Genomic DNA, 16,879 nt, shown 5'->3' with positions numbered 1-16,879 from the left:
GCTATGGAATTGGTTAACTGATGAGGTGATTTTGCAAGCGCTTCCACTCAGACATCACCAAAGAAAAGGTAATTCCATGAAAGACGCCGATCTTCTCAAAAATGCCGGATGGAACGCTGAGGTTCCACCTAACGGCTTCATCAACCGACCCAAGACGATTGAGAACAATGACAACCCCGACGGTTTGTCTACTGAAATGGGTGACATCGAAATCGAGACCACTCCGGAGCATTTGAATCTGGTGTCCGGCGACCCGACCTGTGCCAATTGGACTCGATCGTATGACGACCCTGGCGTTGTTGGCCTGCGAGAGCATCTGCGCAAGAACAATGGGATTAAAGGTTTGGAACTGGTCGCGCCAACAGATGTCAAACGCGCTGCCGAACTCTTTCACCGTGACGGTTTTGTCGCCGTGCGTGATGTGCTCTCGCCGGATCTCTTGTCGCGCATGCGGGCTGCGGCACATAAAGCTGTGGCCCAACTGATGGAAGATGACCGCGACTGCTCGGCTGGTGGCGGGGCGGGCGGATTGCCTCATCGCTATTCTTTCGGTGGTGGATCGGCGTCGCGTCACATGCTTCACGTGGACGAATGGTGTGAGTTGATTGATCTGCCTACAACCACGCCTATCTTGACCGAAATTTTTGGGTCAGCGGATTATGTGGTCGGCGGTGCGGGTGGTGATATCGCTATGCCCGGCGCCATCGAATATCAGGGTCTGCACTCGGACAATATGTGGTCAGAAGTCCCTGACCCCTACGGCAATGTGACCATGCGCGATTTGCCCGTCCCGGTGCTAACGATAAACTTCCCGATGATCGATCTGACCTATGAAAATGGCCCTATCCGTCAGATTCCGGGTACGCAGAGATCCCGTGCGCCGATCCCCAATATGGCAGACGAACCGGATTGGATGAAGTTGTCGACGGTTTGCCCGGCACCTGCGGGAACGGCCGTTTTCCGGGATATTCGCGCGTGGCATGGGGGCACTCCGAACCTGTCCAGAGACGTACGAGCCATGCCGAACGTCGAATATTATGCGCCATGGTTTCGAAGCGAAGGTATCATGCGATCAATGCCTTTTGAGCAGTGGGAAAAACTCTCTCCGCACGCTCAACGTATCTCACGTCTAGTCGTTTGTGACAAAGGCGAGGAGGTCGTTGGTGCAGGCTGTATGGACCCGCGCCGAAAGAAGCGGGAAGCATTCAAACAAAAGCAGCTGGACGCGATGGGCGAAAAGGCTGCGCGAGAATATTTGGCGCGACTTTAACGTCGCCGCGCCAATGCCGAAGACCTAATTTTCCTGCTGCCATCTTCGGATGGCGCAGGATTAACTCCAAAAACAGAGACCAGACAAATGAACAAAGAAACACAACGCCAGTCGCCCGTTTGGATGAATACTGCGACCTGTTCGATCGACGACTTCCGCGCGCAGGTCGAAATCACAACATCCCGCGACTCTGTGCCGATGGCCGCAGATGTCCTTCAGAATATACCAATCTATGACGGCAAAACTGTACGTGAAGCGTACTCTAACGAAGCCCAAGCCAATGCTTATATGGCAGAGTGGAACGACGTGTTGGCGACCGGCCCCGGGATCGTCGTAATCCAAAATACCTATGAGGACCTGGACCTGATCGACGACGTCACCGACGTTCTGAGCGCAATCATCGAGGACGAACGCGAAGGCAACGCTGGCGCAGGTGACCATTTTGCTGCTGCCGGGGCCAACAGTCGAATTTGGAATGCCCATGAGAAACTATGCATGGCGTCGTCGTCGCTTTTCGCCCGGTATAATGCCAACCCGCTGATTGCGATGATTGCCAAGGCGTGGCTTGGTCCGCTTTATCAGATCACGACACAGGTGAACGTGGTACGACCGGGCGGCAAGGCCCAAGACTGTCACCGTGACTACCATATGGGTTTTCAATCCACCGACGCGCTGGCACACTATCCCGCACGCGCTCACGGCTTGTCTCCGATGCTTACACTACAAGGCGGTATCGCCCACTGTGACATGCCGCTGGAGTCTGGTCCGACCAAGCTACTGCCTTATTCGCAGACATATTTGCCCGGATATTTTGCGGCCCAAATGCCAGAGTTCCGCGCATATTTTGAGGATAATCATGCACAGTTGCCGTTGAACAAGGGTGACACGCTGTTCTTTAACCCGGCGGTTTTCCATGCGGCCGGAGAGAACAAGACCAGCAACATCGACCGTATCGTGAATTTGATGCAAATCGGGTCCGGGTATGGGCGCTCGATTGAGATCGTCGACCGGACACGTATGAGTGCGGCGCTATATCCGGTTCTCAAGCAGTTGGTCGATGATGGTAAAATTGGATCGGGCGACATCGCTTGCATTGTCGCAGCCTGTGCCGAAGGCTATCCCTTCCCTGCCAATCTGGACTTGGATTCACCGCTGTCGGGCATGGCGCCCGAAAGCCAGCAAGAGCTCATGCATCGTGCGCTGGATAGCGACTGGAGCGCAGAGGAGTTCCACGAAGCATTGCAGGAGCAACAGGATCGTAAACGATCACACTAGGATAAGCCGAAGCGGCGTGTCAGAAGGAGTCACGGTTTCGAATTCGCGATGGTTAGAAACGAAGGAAATTATTTCTAGCATTCTTACAAAAAAGGCCCCGCTCAAATGCGGGGCCTTACCAATTTTATGGAAGCTCAAGCGCCGTGATTATTGGCAAACAGCAGGTGCGTTGTCGGTAACACCAGCGCAGATGCGCTCTACAGAAGCCCAACCTACATCAACAGTTTTTTCCAGGTTCGATGCATCAATCCGGTCAACTGGCAACAGGATTGCGTCCAGTTCCGGACCGCCGTCGGGTACCTGGAATTTGCCAGCGCCGTCAACGTCTGAGCCTGCTTTACCTTCGGCAAGTTGCAGTGCAACGGTCGCGGCCATTTCACCCAACCCATAGGCATTCTTCCAGATGGTAAAGGTTTGCTGACCACGTGCGATCCGGTTCAATGCGCCGGGTGCACCATCCTGACCTGAGATCGGAATATTCAGACCCTGCTCTTCAAGAGCTTTGGAAACACCGCTGGCCATGCCGTCATTCATCACCATAACCGCGTCCACGTTATTGTCGTTAGCGGTCAGGATTTGTTCGATGGTGTCTTTGGCTGTTTCTGGGCGCCAGCTGTCAACAAACTGCTCACCGATAACTTTGATCGCGCCAGAGTCATAGCTGGACTGCATGGAAGCCGTATATGCTCCAAACATTTGGTGCGTATTGGGGTCACCATCGTCGCCTTTGATGATCGCGTAATTGCCTTCGGGGGCAACTTCCAACATGCCTGCGGCCAGCTCATTGCCTACCGAACGCGCGTCGAAAGAAACGTAGAATGTCCCAGGTACAGGAATTAGCTGATCATAGGCGACAACTGGAACATCTTCGGCCAGCGCGCGTGTCACAACAGGACCAATAGAATCGCCAACTCCGGACATGATGATCAGAACATCTGCGCCCCGAGTAATAAGGTTTTCGATGTCCGCGACGGATTTTTCGGCCGAAAAGTTTGCGTCGGCAGAAATGTATTTGGCCCCGGCCGCTTCAACGACACTTTTTATGCCTGCTTCATCGATTTTCCAACGCTCATCTGCAAACTTGTACCAGCTAACGCCCACAATCGTTTCTGCAATCGCCGCACCTGCGCCCAAGCTTGACGCGAGCGCTACGATCATGGTTGATTTGAGTATGTTCATGATTTCCTCCCTGTTTTCCACCGACTTCAGGTTGAGCCCGACAATTCGGATAAGGGAAGGTTGACATAGAATGCAACCGCTTGCAATAATTTCATCAATGAATTTTGAAACCCGCATGAGAGATTTCAGGCCGTTTGCGGTGCTCGAACTTGCGTGCAGAATGAAACAAAATGAACAGCAACGGAAATTATAATTTCTAGCTGGACATTGGTTAAGGGGAGGATCGAGCGTGGCCCAAAAAGAGTCTGCTAAGTTTTCAGACAAAGTGCGAAACATCAGCAGCGCGTTGGAGTTAGATCCACGTTTGTTGTCGATGATCGGCGCACTTTTGATGATCTGGATCTTTTTCTACTACGCGTCAGACGGGATCTTTTTGTCACCACGCAATTTATGGAACCTATCTGTTCAAACCAGTGTAACGGCGCTGATTGCGACCGGCATGGTGTTGATTATCGTCTCACGCAACATTGATCTATCTGTGGGTTCACTCTTGGCGTTTCTGGGAATCATGGGTGGGTTCGTTCAAACTGAATTGCTCACTTTTGAAGGCACGCATAGCTGGTGGATTTCGATTATCGTCATGTTGATCGCCGGGGCTGTATTGGGTGGCGCGCAGGGCTTTATCGTCGCGAAATTCGCCATTCCCGCTTTTGTGGTTACACTTGGCGGCTTGATGTTCTGGCGGGGAGCAGGTTGGTTGTTCACGCAAGGCCGTACCGTGACACCGCTGGATTCTACCTATAGCGTTTTGGGCGGAGGCTCGATCGGTGAGACATGGAGTTGGATCGTCGGCATCGTGGCCTTCTTGATGCTCAGTATGTTTGTCATCTGGAAAAGGCGCAGTCGCGCCAGACTCGGATTTCCAACGAAGTCCCTAGGTCTAGAGATTCTAATGCTGGCCGTTTGGGCGGGATTGATTGCACTCTTTGTCAGTACAATGAACGCGTATAACTTCCCCCGCTCGGAGGAGGGACGCGGTATTCCAGTCCCGGTTCTGATTATGATCATTTGTGCTTGTGTCATGATGTATGTTGCAACGATGACCCGTTTCGGCCGCTATATTTACGGCTACGGGGGTAACCCAGAGGCGGCGGAACTTGCGGGCGTCAGCACTCTTAAAATCACTGTGATGAGTTTTGCCATTATCGGTGTACTTACCGCTATCGGAGCGATGATTTCGACAGCGCGCCTCAACGCGGCACCGCTTACCATTGGTCAGCTGCTAGAACTTCAGGTCATCGCCGCGGCGGTCATTGGCGGTACGTCGCTGGCCGGAGGCGTGGGCACAATTGTCGGAGCGTTGATAGGCGCCGTTCTAATGCAGAGCCTGCAAAACGGCATGGTTTTGATCGGGGTTCAAAGTGCACCGCAGCAGATGATTATGGCAGGTGTGCTGATTTTCGCTGTCTGGTTTGACGTCTATTATCAGAAGAAAAGCCGGTAAGGGAGCAGGACTATGAGCAATCAAACACCGCTTGTTGAGATGAAAAACATCCACAAAAATTTTGGCGGCATTCGCGCCGTTGATGGGATGGACCTGCAACTTTATCCCGGCGAAGTCCTTGGACTTCTTGGCCACAATGGAGCCGGTAAATCGACTCTGATCAAAATGCTGTCGGGCGCCTATCCAAAGGATGAAGGCGAAATATCGATAGCGGGAGAGCGGGTGCATTTCGAAACGCCGCGCGATGCAAAGGCTGCAGGTATCGAGACGATCTATCAGACGTTGGCTTTGGCTGACAATCTGCCGACTCCTGCGAATATCTTCTTTGGCCGCGAAATCCTGACTAAGTTCGGCGCGCTGGACGAGGCTGCTATGGAGCATGCTGCGATCAATGTGATGAAGCGGTTGAATCCGGCCTTTGTGAAGTTCCACGACCCGGTTTCTAACCTATCTGGCGGCCAGCGTCAGTCGGTAGCGATTGCGCGTACCCTTCAATTCAACGCGCGCATTATCATTATGGACGAGCCAACCGCTGCACTGGGGCCGCATGAAACCCAGATGGTAGCTGAATTGATCAAGAACCTAAAGAATGAGGGGATCGGCATTATCATGATCAGCCATGACCTGCACGATGTGTTTGATCTGTCCGATCGGGTGTCTGTCATGAAGAACGGTCGTCATGTCTGGACAGGTAACGTTGCGGACACCAATAAAGACGAAGTCCTGCAAATGATCATCTTGGGGAAACTGCCAGATGGCAGTTACGCACCGGGCATCACCTCTGAGGCGGATGCATAGCGTTATCGGATTGAAGCCACGGACAATCGGTCATTGGGAACGGAAGGAAGGGTTATCCGAAAAGGCAGAGTGATTTCATGCCGATAACAAACTAGTCGTTTGGCGAAGTCATTTGGCCTGCAGGGCTGATGCTGCCCTCATCAGCAATGTTCTGCATGTTTGCTGTGTTTCCAATAAAAATTGTCGACGGTTGCTCAACAAATCAGGCCGTGTGACGGACTGCGGGCAATAGCCGGTATTATCGGTATCATGGCCTGTTTCTGTGAGGTTGTGAACGTAGGCAGGCCGTTTCGTAAACCTGCACCTTGGCGCAGCCGTTTAATGTGTCGGAAGCAAAGGCATACATGGCTCAGAGAAACGTCAATCGCACATTAGCGTAGGATTGCAGAACAAGAGTAGCTTGAGGCGCCCTTGCCGGAGATTTCAAATAGAAATGCCGGGCCGGTTGGGCGCCTCTTTATCTGACTAGCAATAAATTTTACGTCAGTTTTCAGCAGGAAAACCTACTTAAATTTTGCAACCATGTCCTTGATGCCAGGAATCGTCTCGATCTGGTACTCGTGGGTCGGTTGGAAAAACTGCTTAAGTGACCGCTGGCTCAACCCGCCGAGAATGGTGAAATAGTACATCTCATACCCTGGCAGAGCTGCGCATGGGTGATATCCATTGTCGATGCAGATCGTGGAACCATCCACAATATGATACGCATCTCCGGGTTCGTTATCGACCCGCTGAAGCATCTGCAGACCTGAGCCGTGGTTGGGCTTGAAGCGGAAATTATAGGTTTCATCGTGCCGGGTCTCAACCGGGACGCGGTCTGTGTCATGTTTGTGGCTCGGGAATCCGGACCAGCCGCCTGCACCGACGGTATATAGCTCGCTCACCAAAAGGCGGCCGACTTTGTCATGTTGTTTCTGGCCAAGGATGTGTTTGATTTTACGATGTGTTTTGGTGTCGTCAGACCCATACTGAACAAAATCAATTCCATCGGCGCGCACATCGAACGGATCCAAAACCTTGTCGTATTTTGCGCCCGCGACAAAAACTTCTGCAGAGTCTGATTGGCAATCCAGGGTCACTTTTGCCCCAACCGGAACATATACACCTTCGGGTTCGCCGTCCCAGACATCGACTGTACGATTTCCCACCGCCTCGAAAGCCACACCTTCTATGTCGACATCAACTGTCCCGGTGGCGGGCACAACGCAGGTTTCATAACCCGGCACCTGATATTCGAACGATTCGCCTTTTTTCAGCTTTACGATGTTAAAGTAGTTCAGAGGAACGGTAGGGTTCTCTGCGTCTACGATCGCTTTGTTCTGGTTGTCGAATGGGGCTATGTGCATGTCGGCTCCTGTTGGTTTTGAGTGGGGCCGGGGTGCGAAGACAAGAAGTCCTCAAGCTCGGCCGAGTTAGGCATTGCGGGGGCGCAACCTGGCTTGGCTACAACGATGGACGCACAGGCAGAACCGCGCAGAATGGATTCGGGCATTGCGCGACCATCGGCCAGAGACGAAATAAACCCTGCCATAAAGCTGTCTCCAGCTCCGGTTGGTTTGACGGCAGTCACCGGATATATCCCGGAACGAATGGTCTGATCGCCTGTGAACGTAATGGCACCTTCGGGGCCCATTTTATATACAACGATTTCGGCATTGGTTTGAGCCAGCTTCCGGGCGTGTTCCATCCCTTTATTGATATCACCGGCCATAAATCCGAATTCTTCGTCATTGCCAACAATAATGTCGGACAGGGCGCCTGCCCGTGACAATACTTCTGCGGCAACTTCGGCGGACGGCCAGCTATAAGGTCGATAATCCACATCAAAGATGATGGGTATTCCGGCTTTTCGGGCCAGTTCAAATGCACGAAACGCAGCAGTCCGCGATGGCTCTGCTGCAAAAACTGTCCCGGCTGTAATCAGTGCACCAAATTGTGTGTAATCCACCGCTTCGACATCTGCGACATTCATCTGAAAATCCGCCGCATTGTTGCGGTAGATCACGGATTGATGGTCATCGATACGTGTTTCGTAGACTGCCAGAGACGTGCGGTATTCACCTGTAATCTTTTTAACATGGTTCCGACCGACGCCATAATCGTCCAGTTGCTGCAGGCAAAACCACCCAACTGCATCATCTGAAACTGATGTAACAAGGCTTGCCTTGCAGCCAAGTTTACACAGGCCAGCGGCAATATTTGCCGACGACCCACCCATTGCCACCATCATGGTGTCCGAATCTTTGGTGCGCGTGTTCGCCGGAGATGGCGTCAGGTCCATTCCAACGCGCCCCACTACGATGAAGCTCTTTTTTGCGATACCTTCGAGAACCATCAGACGCCCTGCCTTTGCTTGGATCGCGACGATTCCCAATCGACATGAGCCGCACGCACATTTTCATTATCTGTGATGTGCGGCGTGCCGCATTCCCACCAAGTGTGTCCCTCGGTGGTCCAGCCGATGTAGGGATCCACATTCATACAAATTACATGGGTTTTGTCGGATGCTTTGGCACGCTTGAAAGCTTCGCCCAGTTCGGCCGGGTTTGACACGGTTTCAGCGATAGCCCCTTGCGACCGTGCGTTGGATTCAAAATCAACTGAGAAGGGTTCCGGTATTGTCGGACAGTCTGCCAGAAGATTATTAAAGCTGTCATTGCCTGTGTTGTTTTGAAGTTTGTTGATCACGGCGAATCCACCGTTGTTCAGAACAAGGATGATCAGTTTTTTCTGACTAAGGACCGACGAATAGATGTCAGAATTCAGCATCATGTAAGAGCCGTCGCCAACAAAAACGATTGTATCCTGATCAGGCTCTTGCTGTGCCTGAGCGATCCGCGCGCCCCATGCGCCGGCGATTTCATACCCCATACAGGAAAAGCCGAACTCTACATCGACGGTTCCAATATCTTGTGTTCGCCAATTGGCAGTTACTTCGGCAGGCAGTCCGCCGGCTGCAGCAATCACGCGGTCCCGCTTGTCACACAACTCATTCACCATTCCGATGGCCATGGCATAGGAGTTTGGTCGGTTGCCCGGCAATACGTTTTCGGCGACGTAGGCGTCCCATTTGGCACGATGATCCTTAGCCTCATCTACCCATGAGGTCGGGCCGGAGTACCCCTGAACCGCGTCGCCAAGTTGTTTCACGGACAGCTTGGCATCTCCCACAACTGGAAGCGACATATGTTTGCCCGCGTCATGGCGCGCGGCATTTATCGAAATAAATTTGGCTTGTTTCGAGAATGCGGTCCACGAGCCTGTCGTAAAGTCTTGCAACCTAGTGCCAATCGCGATGATGACGTCGGCCTGTTCCGCAATCGCGTTGGCCGAGTTTGATCCGGTGACACCAATTGGCCCGATATTGAGCGGATGAGTCGCAACCATGTTGGCGCGCCCGGCGATGGTTTCAACGACCGGGATCTGGTGCTCTTCGGCGAAAGCCGTCAGTTCAGCAACAGCACCTGAATACTGGACACCACCCCCGGCGATGATCATGGGTCTTTCAGCCGTTTTTAAAAGGGCTGCCGCATCAACAATTTCATGAATATCCGGACTTTGGCGACGAATACGGTGAACTTTCTTTTCGAACATTGCGGCCGGATAGTCATAGGCCCATCCCTGAACATCCTGTGGCAAACCGATAAAGGCGGGACCACAGTCCGCAGGATCCAACATTGTCGCAAGCGCATTCGGCAGGGACTGAATGATTTGAGCGGGATGTGTGATGCGGTCCCAGTAACGCACAACCGGTTTAAAGGCGTCGTTCACCCCAAACGTCGGATCCCCGTAGTTTTCCATTTGCTGCAAAACAGGATCGGGCAGGCGGGTCACATAGGCATCCCCGCACAGAAGCAGCATTGGCAGGCGGTTGGCATGAGCCAAAGCGGCTGATGTCAACAGGTTCGAGGTTCCCGGACCAGCGCTGGCTGTGCAGAACATAAAGCGTCGACGCAACCATTGTTTGGAATATCCGGCCGCCGCGAATCCCATGCTTTGTTCGTTTTGTCCGCGATACAGGGGCAGTTCCTCATGTACCGTATTCAGTGCTTCACCAAGGCAGGTTACGTTCCCGTGTCCGAAGATTCCAAAGCCCCCGCCACATACCCGCAACTCCTGCCCTTCAATCTCAATATACTGGCAAGAGAGCCAACGAATAATAGCTTGCGCCGTTGTCAGTCGGATCGTTTTGTTTTCCAGACTCATTTGGGCGGACCTCTCGAGAATTACTGTTGTCGTTCGATTGCAGCTTGCGCGTTTTCGAATCCAACGATACAACGTTTGCAACCGGTTGCAACAAATTTTCTGCGAGGTTTCGGATATGTCGACTTTAGGAATAGGTATCATTGGCGGTGGATATATGGGCAAGGCGCATGCCGTTGCCATGTCCAGCGTGGGTGCCATCTTTAATACAAAGCTTCGCCCATCTCTTGAAATGGTATGCGCTACAAATCCGGAAAGTGCTGAAAGATACAGAAAGGCCTATGGGTTCGCTCGTAGTACTGATGACTGGCGGGTCTTGGTTAATGATCCTAAGATCGAGGCCATTGTTATCGCGTCGCCACAATCGACACACCGTGCAATCGCTGAAGCGGCCTTTGCGCTAGGCAAACCGGTCTTGTGCGAAAAGCCTTTGGCCGACACAGTGGACGAATCGCGCGCGATGGTCGAAGCGGCCGAAGCCTCTGGCGTCGTCAATATGATCGGCTTCAACTATATCAGAACCCCCGCCAGTCAGTTTGTTCGTAAACTGCTGAGTGACGGCGTGATTGGTCGAGTCACATGGTTCCGTGGAGAGCACACAGAAGATTTTCTGGCCAATCCAGAGGAGCCATTCAGTTGGCGTTGCGACAACGTGGCCAATGGGAATATGGGCGATTTGGCGCCTCATCCCATTAACGCTGCATTGGCGCTGCTGGGACCCATTGAGAAGGTTTGCGCAGAGATTGAAACCGTTCATAGTGAACGGCCAGGTGGCAAAGTTACCAACGACGATCACGCTCAAATCATGTGCCGATTTGCAAGCGGTGTCATGGGGCACATTTATTCCAGCCGGGTCGCGACTGGTCGCAAGATGGGTTATGCTTATGAGATTCATGGTACCAAAGGATCTATCCGGTTCGATCAGGAAGACCAGAATGCGATTTGGTTGTATCAGGCTGAAGGCCCCGAAGCATCACGCGGGTTCCGCAAAATTCTAACCGGTCCATACCATCCGGACTATGAACCTTTTTGCCAGGGTCCCGGACATGGGACAGGCTATCAGGACACAATTATCATCGAGGCCAAGGACTTCCTGACCGCCATTGAAACAGGTGAGCCCGTTTGGCCCACATTTCGTGACGGGCTTGCCGTGGCTGAAGTAGTTGACGCCGTTTTGACATCGTCGCAATCCGGGAATTGGACCCCGGTTGCGCAGGTCTGAGGAGACAAAAATGACCATTCGTATTGGAAACGCACCCTGCTCATGGGGTGTTGAATTTGCTGATGACGCCCGAAATCCCACGTGGCAGACCGTTCTGAAAGAATGTGCTGAGGCGGGTTACAAGGGTATCGAATTGGGTCCTGTCGGGTTCATGCCCGAAGACCCTGCCCAGCTGGCGGACAGCCTTGCAGAAAATGATCTGGAACTCATCGGGGGCGTTGTTTTTCGCCCATTCCATGATCCGGATGCATGGGACGACGTCCTGGACGGCGCAGTGCGTACCTGCAAAGCGCTTAAAGCGCATGGTGCAAAGCACTTTGTTCTGATTGACAGCATCTCTCCACGCCGCGCGCCGACTGCTGGCCGTGCGTCTGAGGCCGAGCAAATGGATAAAGCTGAGTGGGAAGCCTATCGCGATCGCATCGTGACCGTCGCGAAACTGGGTGCCGAAGAATACGGTCTTATCCCCGAGCTGCATCCACATGCGGGTGGCTTTATGGATTTCGAACCTGAGGTCGAGCGCATTCTGTCGGAAGTGGACGCTGACACGCTGAAACTGTGCATCGATACTGGCCATTGCACCTATGCTGGCTTTGACCCGGTTGCGTTCATGAAACGCCACATGGACCGGATCACCTATGTGCATTTCAAAACGACGGATGCCAAGGTTAAGGCAGATACGATTGCCAACCGCACAGGTTTCTACGACGCGTGTGGCAACGGTATTTTCTGTAACCTGGCGGACGGTGAAGTTGATTTGCCTGCGGTGCGTCAGTTGTTGTTGGACAGCAATTTCGAAGGTTGGTGCACGGTTGAACAAGACTGTGACCCTCTGTTGGACCCCAACCCGCTTGGCGATGCGCGCTTGAATCGCGAATACCTGCAAAGCATTGGATTCTAAAAAATTTACCGTCCTGAGAGGCACTCGGGACGGTTTCATCGTATGGAGATGATGATGACAAAACTAAAATGGGGCATGATTGGTGGCGGCGAAGGCAGCCAGATTGGTCCAGCCCACCGTCTTGGGTCCGGGCTCGATGGTCTGTTTGAATTTACCGCTGGCGCGCTGGATCACCGCCCTGAAGAAGGTCGTGAATATGGTCAGCGTCTGGGGCTGGCGGCGGATCGTTCCTATGGGGACTGGCGTGAAATGCTGGCTGGCGAGAAAGCCCGCGAAGATCGCGTTGATCTGGTAACGGTCGCTACGCCTAACTCGACACATTTTGAAATCACCAAGGCTTTTCTCGAGGCTGGTTTCAACGTGTTGTGCGAAAAGCCGATGACGATGACCGTTGAAGAAGGCGAAGAGATCGTAAAGATCTGCCAATCCACAGGTGCGCTTTGTGCGGTGAATTACGGTTATTCTGGATATTCGCTGGTACGTCACATGAAGGCTATGGTGGCGCGCGGCGATCTTGGTGCAATCCGTCTGGTCAAGGCTGAATTCGCTCACGGGCACCACGCCGATGCTGCTGATGCGGACAATCCTCGTGTTCGGTGGCGGTATGACCCTGCACAGGCAGGCGTATCGGCACAGTTCGCCGATTGTGGCATCCACGCGATGCACCTTGCGTCGTTTGTTGTGGGGCAAGAAGTTCAAAACCTTTCGGCCGACACAGTGTCGTGCATCTCCAGCCGTGTGCTGGAAGATGACGCGATGGTCAATTTCCGGATGGATGGTGGCGCTGTGGGTCGGCTTTGGACTTCATCTGTGGCCATTGGACGTCAGCATGGTTTGACTATTCAGGTGTTTGGTGAAAACGGCGGATTGCGTTGGTCACAAGAGCAGCCAAATCAGCTTTATTACATGCCCTTGAATGGCCGTTTGCAGACAATCGAACGTGGTGAGGGAAATCTGTCTCCTGAAGCCGACCGTACTACTCGTGTCGCTATTGGACACGCTGAAGGTATGCCTTTGGCATTTGCAAACATCTATACTGATCTTGCTGAGGCTATCAGAGCCCGGAAAGAGGGACGCCCGATGGATGCTGCTGCGGATCTGTACCCTCGCGCGGAAGATGGATTGCGCTCGATGGCGGCTGTGTTTGCTGTCGCTGAAAGCGGAAAAGAGGACGGTAAGTGGGTTGATGCCCGCCCACCAATGTTCCGCTAACGTAAACCGATAAAAAAGGACCGGCGGCGCGTGAGCGTCGCCGGTCCTGCGCTATCTCGGTTTAAGCGTTCCACGTTCAACTACGGTACATGGAAACATGCGGACCTCTGGGTAGCGATCCGGATCGTCAAGGATTGACACCATTAGTTCGATTGAGGATTCCACCATTTCTCGAATTGGTTGGTGGATCGTAGTTAGATTGATATTGGCCCACCCGGCCATTTCCATGTCGTTCAAGCCGATTAGACCCATATCACCTGGTATCGACAAGCCCGCATCCCTGATTGCGCTCATAGCGCCAATAGCGATGACATCGTCACCACAGAAATAGGCTTGGGCTGGTGATGTATTTAGAATTTTCCTCATGGTCTCTCGACCCGCGTTAAATGAGTACGCATCTGCATACGCGTTACTGACAGAAATTTTTGGATGATCTGACAGTTCGTTCAAGAAACCTGACGCGCGATCTTTTGTCGAAGTGGCCATCGGCGGCCCCCCCAAGAAACCTACATTGGTATATCCCCGTGCCAAAAATTCACGTGCGGCCATTCTGCCGCATTCGACATTGTCGATTCCGACGACGTGAAGCTGAGTCGTTCCAACATTGCGCCCAAAGGCATGCAGAACTGGGACGCCGGCATCGCGAAAAGCGTGCGCAAAGTCGGTGGACAAAGTGGACGATGCGACAACTACGCCATCAACTGAATACTGTTTTAGCATCTGAACAGATTTAAGGGGGTCGGTTTCATCGGACAAATTTACCAACAAAGGACGTAAATCGCGGTCCTGAAGACCGCGCGTAAAGAGATCGAATACTTTTAAAAATACAGGATTGTGATAATTATCCGCGACCAAACCGATCAGTTTCGTGCGCCGGGTGGTTAGGCTGCGAGCAAGAAAGTTGGGGCTATATCCAAGATCACTGGCGGCCTTTTCAACCTTTCGTCGCATCTTTCGGGAAACTGAAGCTCCATCTGTAAATGTGCGAGACACCGCAGATCGCGAGACACCTGCTCGGGCGGCAACATCTTTCAGTGTTACATTCACAACTTTCCTCAATTCTGGATTCTAAAAGACCAATGAAATATGGTTTTTAGTTGTTTCTGACGGTCCGTTTTTTTGCAACCGGGTGCAAGCCACCTTTCACGAACTTGTAGTTTTCGACTTCCTCTATTCGACTTCGTTCTGTTGCAATCCATCAGCGCAGATTGGTTCATCCGGCTATCCCTTCATCACGCCGAATTTCTCGTGCTTCTGAATAGGATATCGTGGGACTACGCCACCTCTCGGTGCTTCTGCTGCTTTAACAAAATGATGGGCAACTGAGGCAATTTGGTTTCAATGAATTGACGCGATGATCGAGATATTGACCAGTTCGATGCGATCGACGTCAGGTACTGTCAAGATGTCAGCCTGGCAAACACTGATAGAGTAGCCTGCGCCGCAAATAATCGCGGCGCAGGCAGGAAGGTATATCAACGAACCCGATCAGGCTGCGCTGTCTTCAAACTGAGGCTGCGTCTTAGCGCCAGTGATATAGGACACGACATCTTCACCGGTGTAATCACCAGTCTTGATGTCCAGATCGGCGCAGATCCGGCCACGACGGAACACGATGATCCGATCCATAAGATCGAACACCTGCCGCATGTTGTGGCTGACCAGGATCATCGGCTCGCCGCCTTCTTTCAGGGTACGGATGATGTTTTCCACCTGAGCGGTTTCCTGAACCCCAAGCGCCGCTGTCGGTTCGTCCATGATCGTCAGCTTTGAGTGGAACGTTGCCGTTCTGGCAATCGCGACACACTGACGTTGACCACCCGACATATTGCGGATTGAGTTTTTGATGTTCGGAATTTTCACCGCCGTCTTTTCCAAACCGGCCATCGTCTTGTCACGCATGGCTTTATAGTCGAGGAAACGGAACGGTCCCAACCAATCGTATTTGGTGATTTCGCGGCCCAGGAACAAGTTGTCCGGAACGTTCAGTTCATCCGCCAATGCGAGTGTTTGGAACACAGTTTCAATACCGGCTTCACGCGCATCGAGCGGACCCGCGAAATTAACTTCGTTGCCGTCGAAGATAATTTGCCCGCTGGTCTTTTGCTCAACACCGGTGATCTGGCGAACAAATGTGGATTTGCCAGCACCGTTGTCGCCCATGACGGCGATGTGTTCGCCCTTGCGAAGAACCACGTTCGCGTCGTTCAAGGCATGAACACCACCATAGTGCTTGGTCAGGCCTTTGGTTTCGAGAATGATATCGCTCATTTTCTTATACTCCTGATCAAGCTCGGTTTCGTTGTCTATACTGGTCCAGAACCACCGCAGCGATAATAATGCTGCCCATCGCCATCAGCTGATAAGACCCGTCCAGCTTAATGAAGGTAAAGCCGGATCGAATGACGCCAAGCACCATGGCACCAAGAACGGTGCCAATGATTGAACCACGGCCACCGGTCAAGCTGATGCCGCCAATCACGGCCATGGCAATCGCGAAGAGTTCGTAAAACTCGCCCATACCGGCTTGAGCGGTCGATGCTTTGGAGCTCAGGACGATCCCTGCAAACGCGGCCAGTGTTGAAGCAATCATGTAAACCATGATTTTGTGGCGCTTGACGTTGATACCCGACATGCGTGCGGCGTCTTCATTCGAGCCGATAGCATAGGTGTGCTTGCCATAAAGGGTGCGCGTCATGATGATGTGGAAGACGATCGCCAAAAGTATGAACCAGACAACCGGCATCATGCCAGACCCGATAAAGGCATAAGAGTCTGTTGGGAAGGAAATCGGGTTACCACTCGACCACCACAGAGCGATTCCGCGGCATACAAGGAACATACCCAGCGTCGCGATGAACGGCGGAATGCGCAAAAATGCGATGAACGTTCCGTTTATAGCACCGATAAAGGCGCCGAATGCCAAACCGGCAATAATAGGTATAATCACCGGTAAATCCATCGCCCAAGGCCCGAATAGCGCCTTTGGATTTGGATTTCCGTTAACCAGTTCGGTCTGTCCAAAGCTCATCGCAACCATAGCTGTCGCGGCCACCAAGGGGCCCGAACTCAGGTCGATGCCCGCCGTAATGATGACCTGTGTCACGCCAAGCGCGATGATACCGATGATGGCAACCTGCAGGATGATGATCTGTATTCGGGCGACATTGAACAAGCCGAACATGCCGTCAAATCGATCTTTACTGTCAAAGAGAAAGCTCTGACCTCTCATATAGGGCAGGATTTGGCCCAGGATTTCAAAAATGACAATGATAATTATCAGCGCCATAAGAATATTTAGTTCGTTCGGCCAAGCTCTCTTACTCTTGTCAAAAGTAAGACCGCCGATGCCGTGGCTATTGTCCGCCATGTTCA

Annotated in this window: 14 protein-coding genes; 7 read left to right on the top strand and 7 right to left on the bottom strand. The window is 52.6% G+C overall.

The window, feature by feature from the left end:
• Positions 1-76 precede the first annotated feature (76 nt).
• Positions 77-1,270 (top strand): phytanoyl-CoA dioxygenase family protein, encoded by a 1,194-nt coding sequence (locus ABJI08_RS13710; RefSeq protein WP_348402413.1) that lies wholly within the window; start codon positions 77-79, stop codon positions 1,268-1,270.
• 87 nt (positions 1,271-1,357) lie between these two features.
• Complete coding sequence (locus ABJI08_RS13705) at positions 1,358-2,545, top strand: phytanoyl-CoA dioxygenase family protein (protein ID WP_348402412.1); 1,188 nt, start codon at positions 1,358-1,360, stop codon at positions 2,543-2,545.
• Between the two features lie 147 nt (positions 2,546-2,692).
• On the opposite strand, the gene ABJI08_RS13700 is transcribed toward ABJI08_RS13705, so the two are convergent.
• Positions 2,693-3,724, bottom strand: coding sequence for a substrate-binding domain-containing protein (locus ABJI08_RS13700; protein WP_348402411.1), 1,032 nt, complete (start codon positions 3,722-3,724; stop codon positions 2,693-2,695).
• Between the two features lie 229 nt (positions 3,725-3,953).
• On the opposite strand from ABJI08_RS13700, the gene ABJI08_RS13695 reads away from it, so the two are divergent.
• Both ABJI08_RS13695 and ABJI08_RS13690 read left to right on the top strand, forming a co-directional pair.
• Positions 3,954-5,168 carry a sugar ABC transporter permease gene (locus ABJI08_RS13695; protein ID WP_348402410.1) on the top strand — a complete coding sequence of 405 codons (1,215 nt, stop codon included), beginning with the start codon at positions 3,954-3,956 and terminating at the stop codon, positions 5,166-5,168.
• 12 nt (positions 5,169-5,180) lie between these two features.
• Entirely contained in the window at positions 5,181-5,966 is a 786-nt protein-coding gene (locus ABJI08_RS13690) for an ATP-binding cassette domain-containing protein (RefSeq protein ID WP_348402409.1), read from the top strand.
• 503 nt (positions 5,967-6,469) lie between these two features.
• Here the strand turns inward: ABJI08_RS13690 and ABJI08_RS13685 are convergent.
• From ABJI08_RS13685 to iolD, 3 genes are read right to left on the bottom strand one after another with little or no spacing between them, the layout of a single operon-like run.
• Positions 6,470-7,312: a 5-deoxy-glucuronate isomerase gene (locus ABJI08_RS13685; protein WP_348402408.1), complete on the bottom strand. Its 843-nt coding sequence runs from the start codon at positions 7,310-7,312 to the stop codon at positions 6,470-6,472.
• Positions 7,303-8,301 carry a 5-dehydro-2-deoxygluconokinase gene (iolC, locus tag ABJI08_RS13680; protein ID WP_348402407.1) on the bottom strand — a complete coding sequence of 333 codons (999 nt, stop codon included), beginning with the start codon at positions 8,299-8,301 and terminating at the stop codon, positions 7,303-7,305. Before iolC ends, ABJI08_RS13685 begins: the two co-directional genes overlap by 10 nt.
• On the bottom strand, positions 8,301-10,172 hold the full coding sequence (gene iolD, locus ABJI08_RS13675; protein ID WP_348402406.1) for a 3D-(3,5/4)-trihydroxycyclohexane-1,2-dione acylhydrolase (decyclizing): 1,872 nt from the start codon (positions 10,170-10,172) through the stop codon (positions 8,301-8,303). Before iolD ends, iolC begins: the two co-directional genes overlap by 1 nt.
• Positions 10,173-10,287: 115 nt before the next feature.
• On the opposite strand from iolD, the gene ABJI08_RS13670 reads away from it, so the two are divergent.
• From ABJI08_RS13670 to ABJI08_RS13660, 3 genes are read left to right on the top strand one after another with little or no spacing between them, the layout of a single operon-like run.
• A complete protein-coding gene (locus ABJI08_RS13670; RefSeq protein ID WP_348402405.1) occupies positions 10,288-11,391 on the top strand; it encodes a Gfo/Idh/MocA family oxidoreductase in 1,104 nt (367 codons plus the stop codon).
• 10 nt (positions 11,392-11,401) lie between these two features.
• A complete protein-coding gene (locus tag ABJI08_RS13665; RefSeq protein ID WP_348402404.1) occupies positions 11,402-12,292 on the top strand; it encodes a TIM barrel protein in 891 nt (296 codons plus the stop codon).
• Between the two features lie 54 nt (positions 12,293-12,346).
• Positions 12,347-13,504 (top strand): Gfo/Idh/MocA family oxidoreductase, encoded by a 1,158-nt coding sequence (locus tag ABJI08_RS13660; protein WP_348402403.1) that lies wholly within the window; start codon positions 12,347-12,349, stop codon positions 13,502-13,504.
• 51 nt (positions 13,505-13,555) lie between these two features.
• Here the strand turns inward: ABJI08_RS13660 and ABJI08_RS13655 are convergent, their stop codons facing one another.
• From ABJI08_RS13655 to ABJI08_RS13645, 3 genes are all read right to left on the bottom strand, one after another.
• On the bottom strand, positions 13,556-14,551 hold the full coding sequence (locus ABJI08_RS13655; protein WP_348402402.1) for a LacI family DNA-binding transcriptional regulator: 996 nt from the start codon (positions 14,549-14,551) through the stop codon (positions 13,556-13,558).
• Between the two features lie 441 nt (positions 14,552-14,992).
• Positions 14,993-15,775 (bottom strand): ATP-binding cassette domain-containing protein, encoded by a 783-nt coding sequence (locus ABJI08_RS13650; RefSeq protein ID WP_348402401.1) that lies wholly within the window; start codon positions 15,773-15,775, stop codon positions 14,993-14,995.
• Positions 15,776-15,791: 16 nt separating this feature from the next.
• Positions 15,792-16,874, bottom strand: coding sequence for an ABC transporter permease (locus ABJI08_RS13645; RefSeq protein ID WP_348402424.1), 1,083 nt, complete (start codon positions 16,872-16,874; stop codon positions 15,792-15,794).
• Between the last annotated feature and the right edge of the window lie 5 nt (positions 16,875-16,879).

The sequence above is a fragment of the Shimia sp. genome (assembly GCF_039969785.1).
GTDB lineage: Bacteria > Pseudomonadota > Alphaproteobacteria > Rhodobacterales > Rhodobacteraceae > Shimia.
The sequence above is the reverse complement of the archived record's forward strand: the minus strand, read 5'-3'. Positions and strand labels throughout refer to the sequence as shown.

What these genes read in the sequence shown, in the direction of transcription:
- ABJI08_RS13710 (WP_348402413.1), top strand. Translation starts at nt 77, where the DNA reads ATGAAAGACGCCGATCTTCTCAAAAATGCCGGATGGAACGCTGAGGTT.
- ABJI08_RS13690 (WP_348402409.1), top strand. Translation starts at nt 5,181, where the DNA reads ATGAGCAATCAAACACCGCTTGTTGAGATGAAAAACATCCACAAAAAT.
- ABJI08_RS13670 (WP_348402405.1), top strand. Translation starts at nt 10,288, where the DNA reads ATGTCGACTTTAGGAATAGGTATCATTGGCGGTGGATATATGGGCAAG.
- ABJI08_RS13665 (WP_348402404.1), top strand. Translation starts at nt 11,402, where the DNA reads ATGACCATTCGTATTGGAAACGCACCCTGCTCATGGGGTGTTGAATTT.
- ABJI08_RS13700 (WP_348402411.1), bottom strand. Translation starts at nt 3,724, where the DNA reads ATGAACATACTCAAATCAACCATGATCGTAGCGCTCGCGTCAAGCTTG.
- ABJI08_RS13645 (WP_348402424.1), bottom strand. Translation starts at nt 16,874, where the DNA reads ATGGCGGACAATAGCCACGGCATCGGCGGTCTTACTTTTGACAAGAGT.
- ABJI08_RS13660 (WP_348402403.1), top strand. Translation starts at nt 12,347, where the DNA reads ATGACAAAACTAAAATGGGGCATGATTGGTGGCGGCGAAGGCAGCCAG.
- ABJI08_RS13685 (WP_348402408.1), bottom strand. Translation starts at nt 7,312, where the DNA reads ATGCACATAGCCCCATTCGACAACCAGAACAAAGCGATCGTAGACGCA.
- iolC (WP_348402407.1), bottom strand. Translation starts at nt 8,301, where the DNA reads ATGGTTCTCGAAGGTATCGCAAAAAAGAGCTTCATCGTAGTGGGGCGC.
- ABJI08_RS13650 (WP_348402401.1), bottom strand. Translation starts at nt 15,775, where the DNA reads ATGAGCGATATCATTCTCGAAACCAAAGGCCTGACCAAGCACTATGGT.
- iolD (WP_348402406.1), bottom strand. Translation starts at nt 10,172, where the DNA reads ATGAGTCTGGAAAACAAAACGATCCGACTGACAACGGCGCAAGCTATT.
- ABJI08_RS13705 (WP_348402412.1), top strand. Translation starts at nt 1,358, where the DNA reads ATGAACAAAGAAACACAACGCCAGTCGCCCGTTTGGATGAATACTGCG.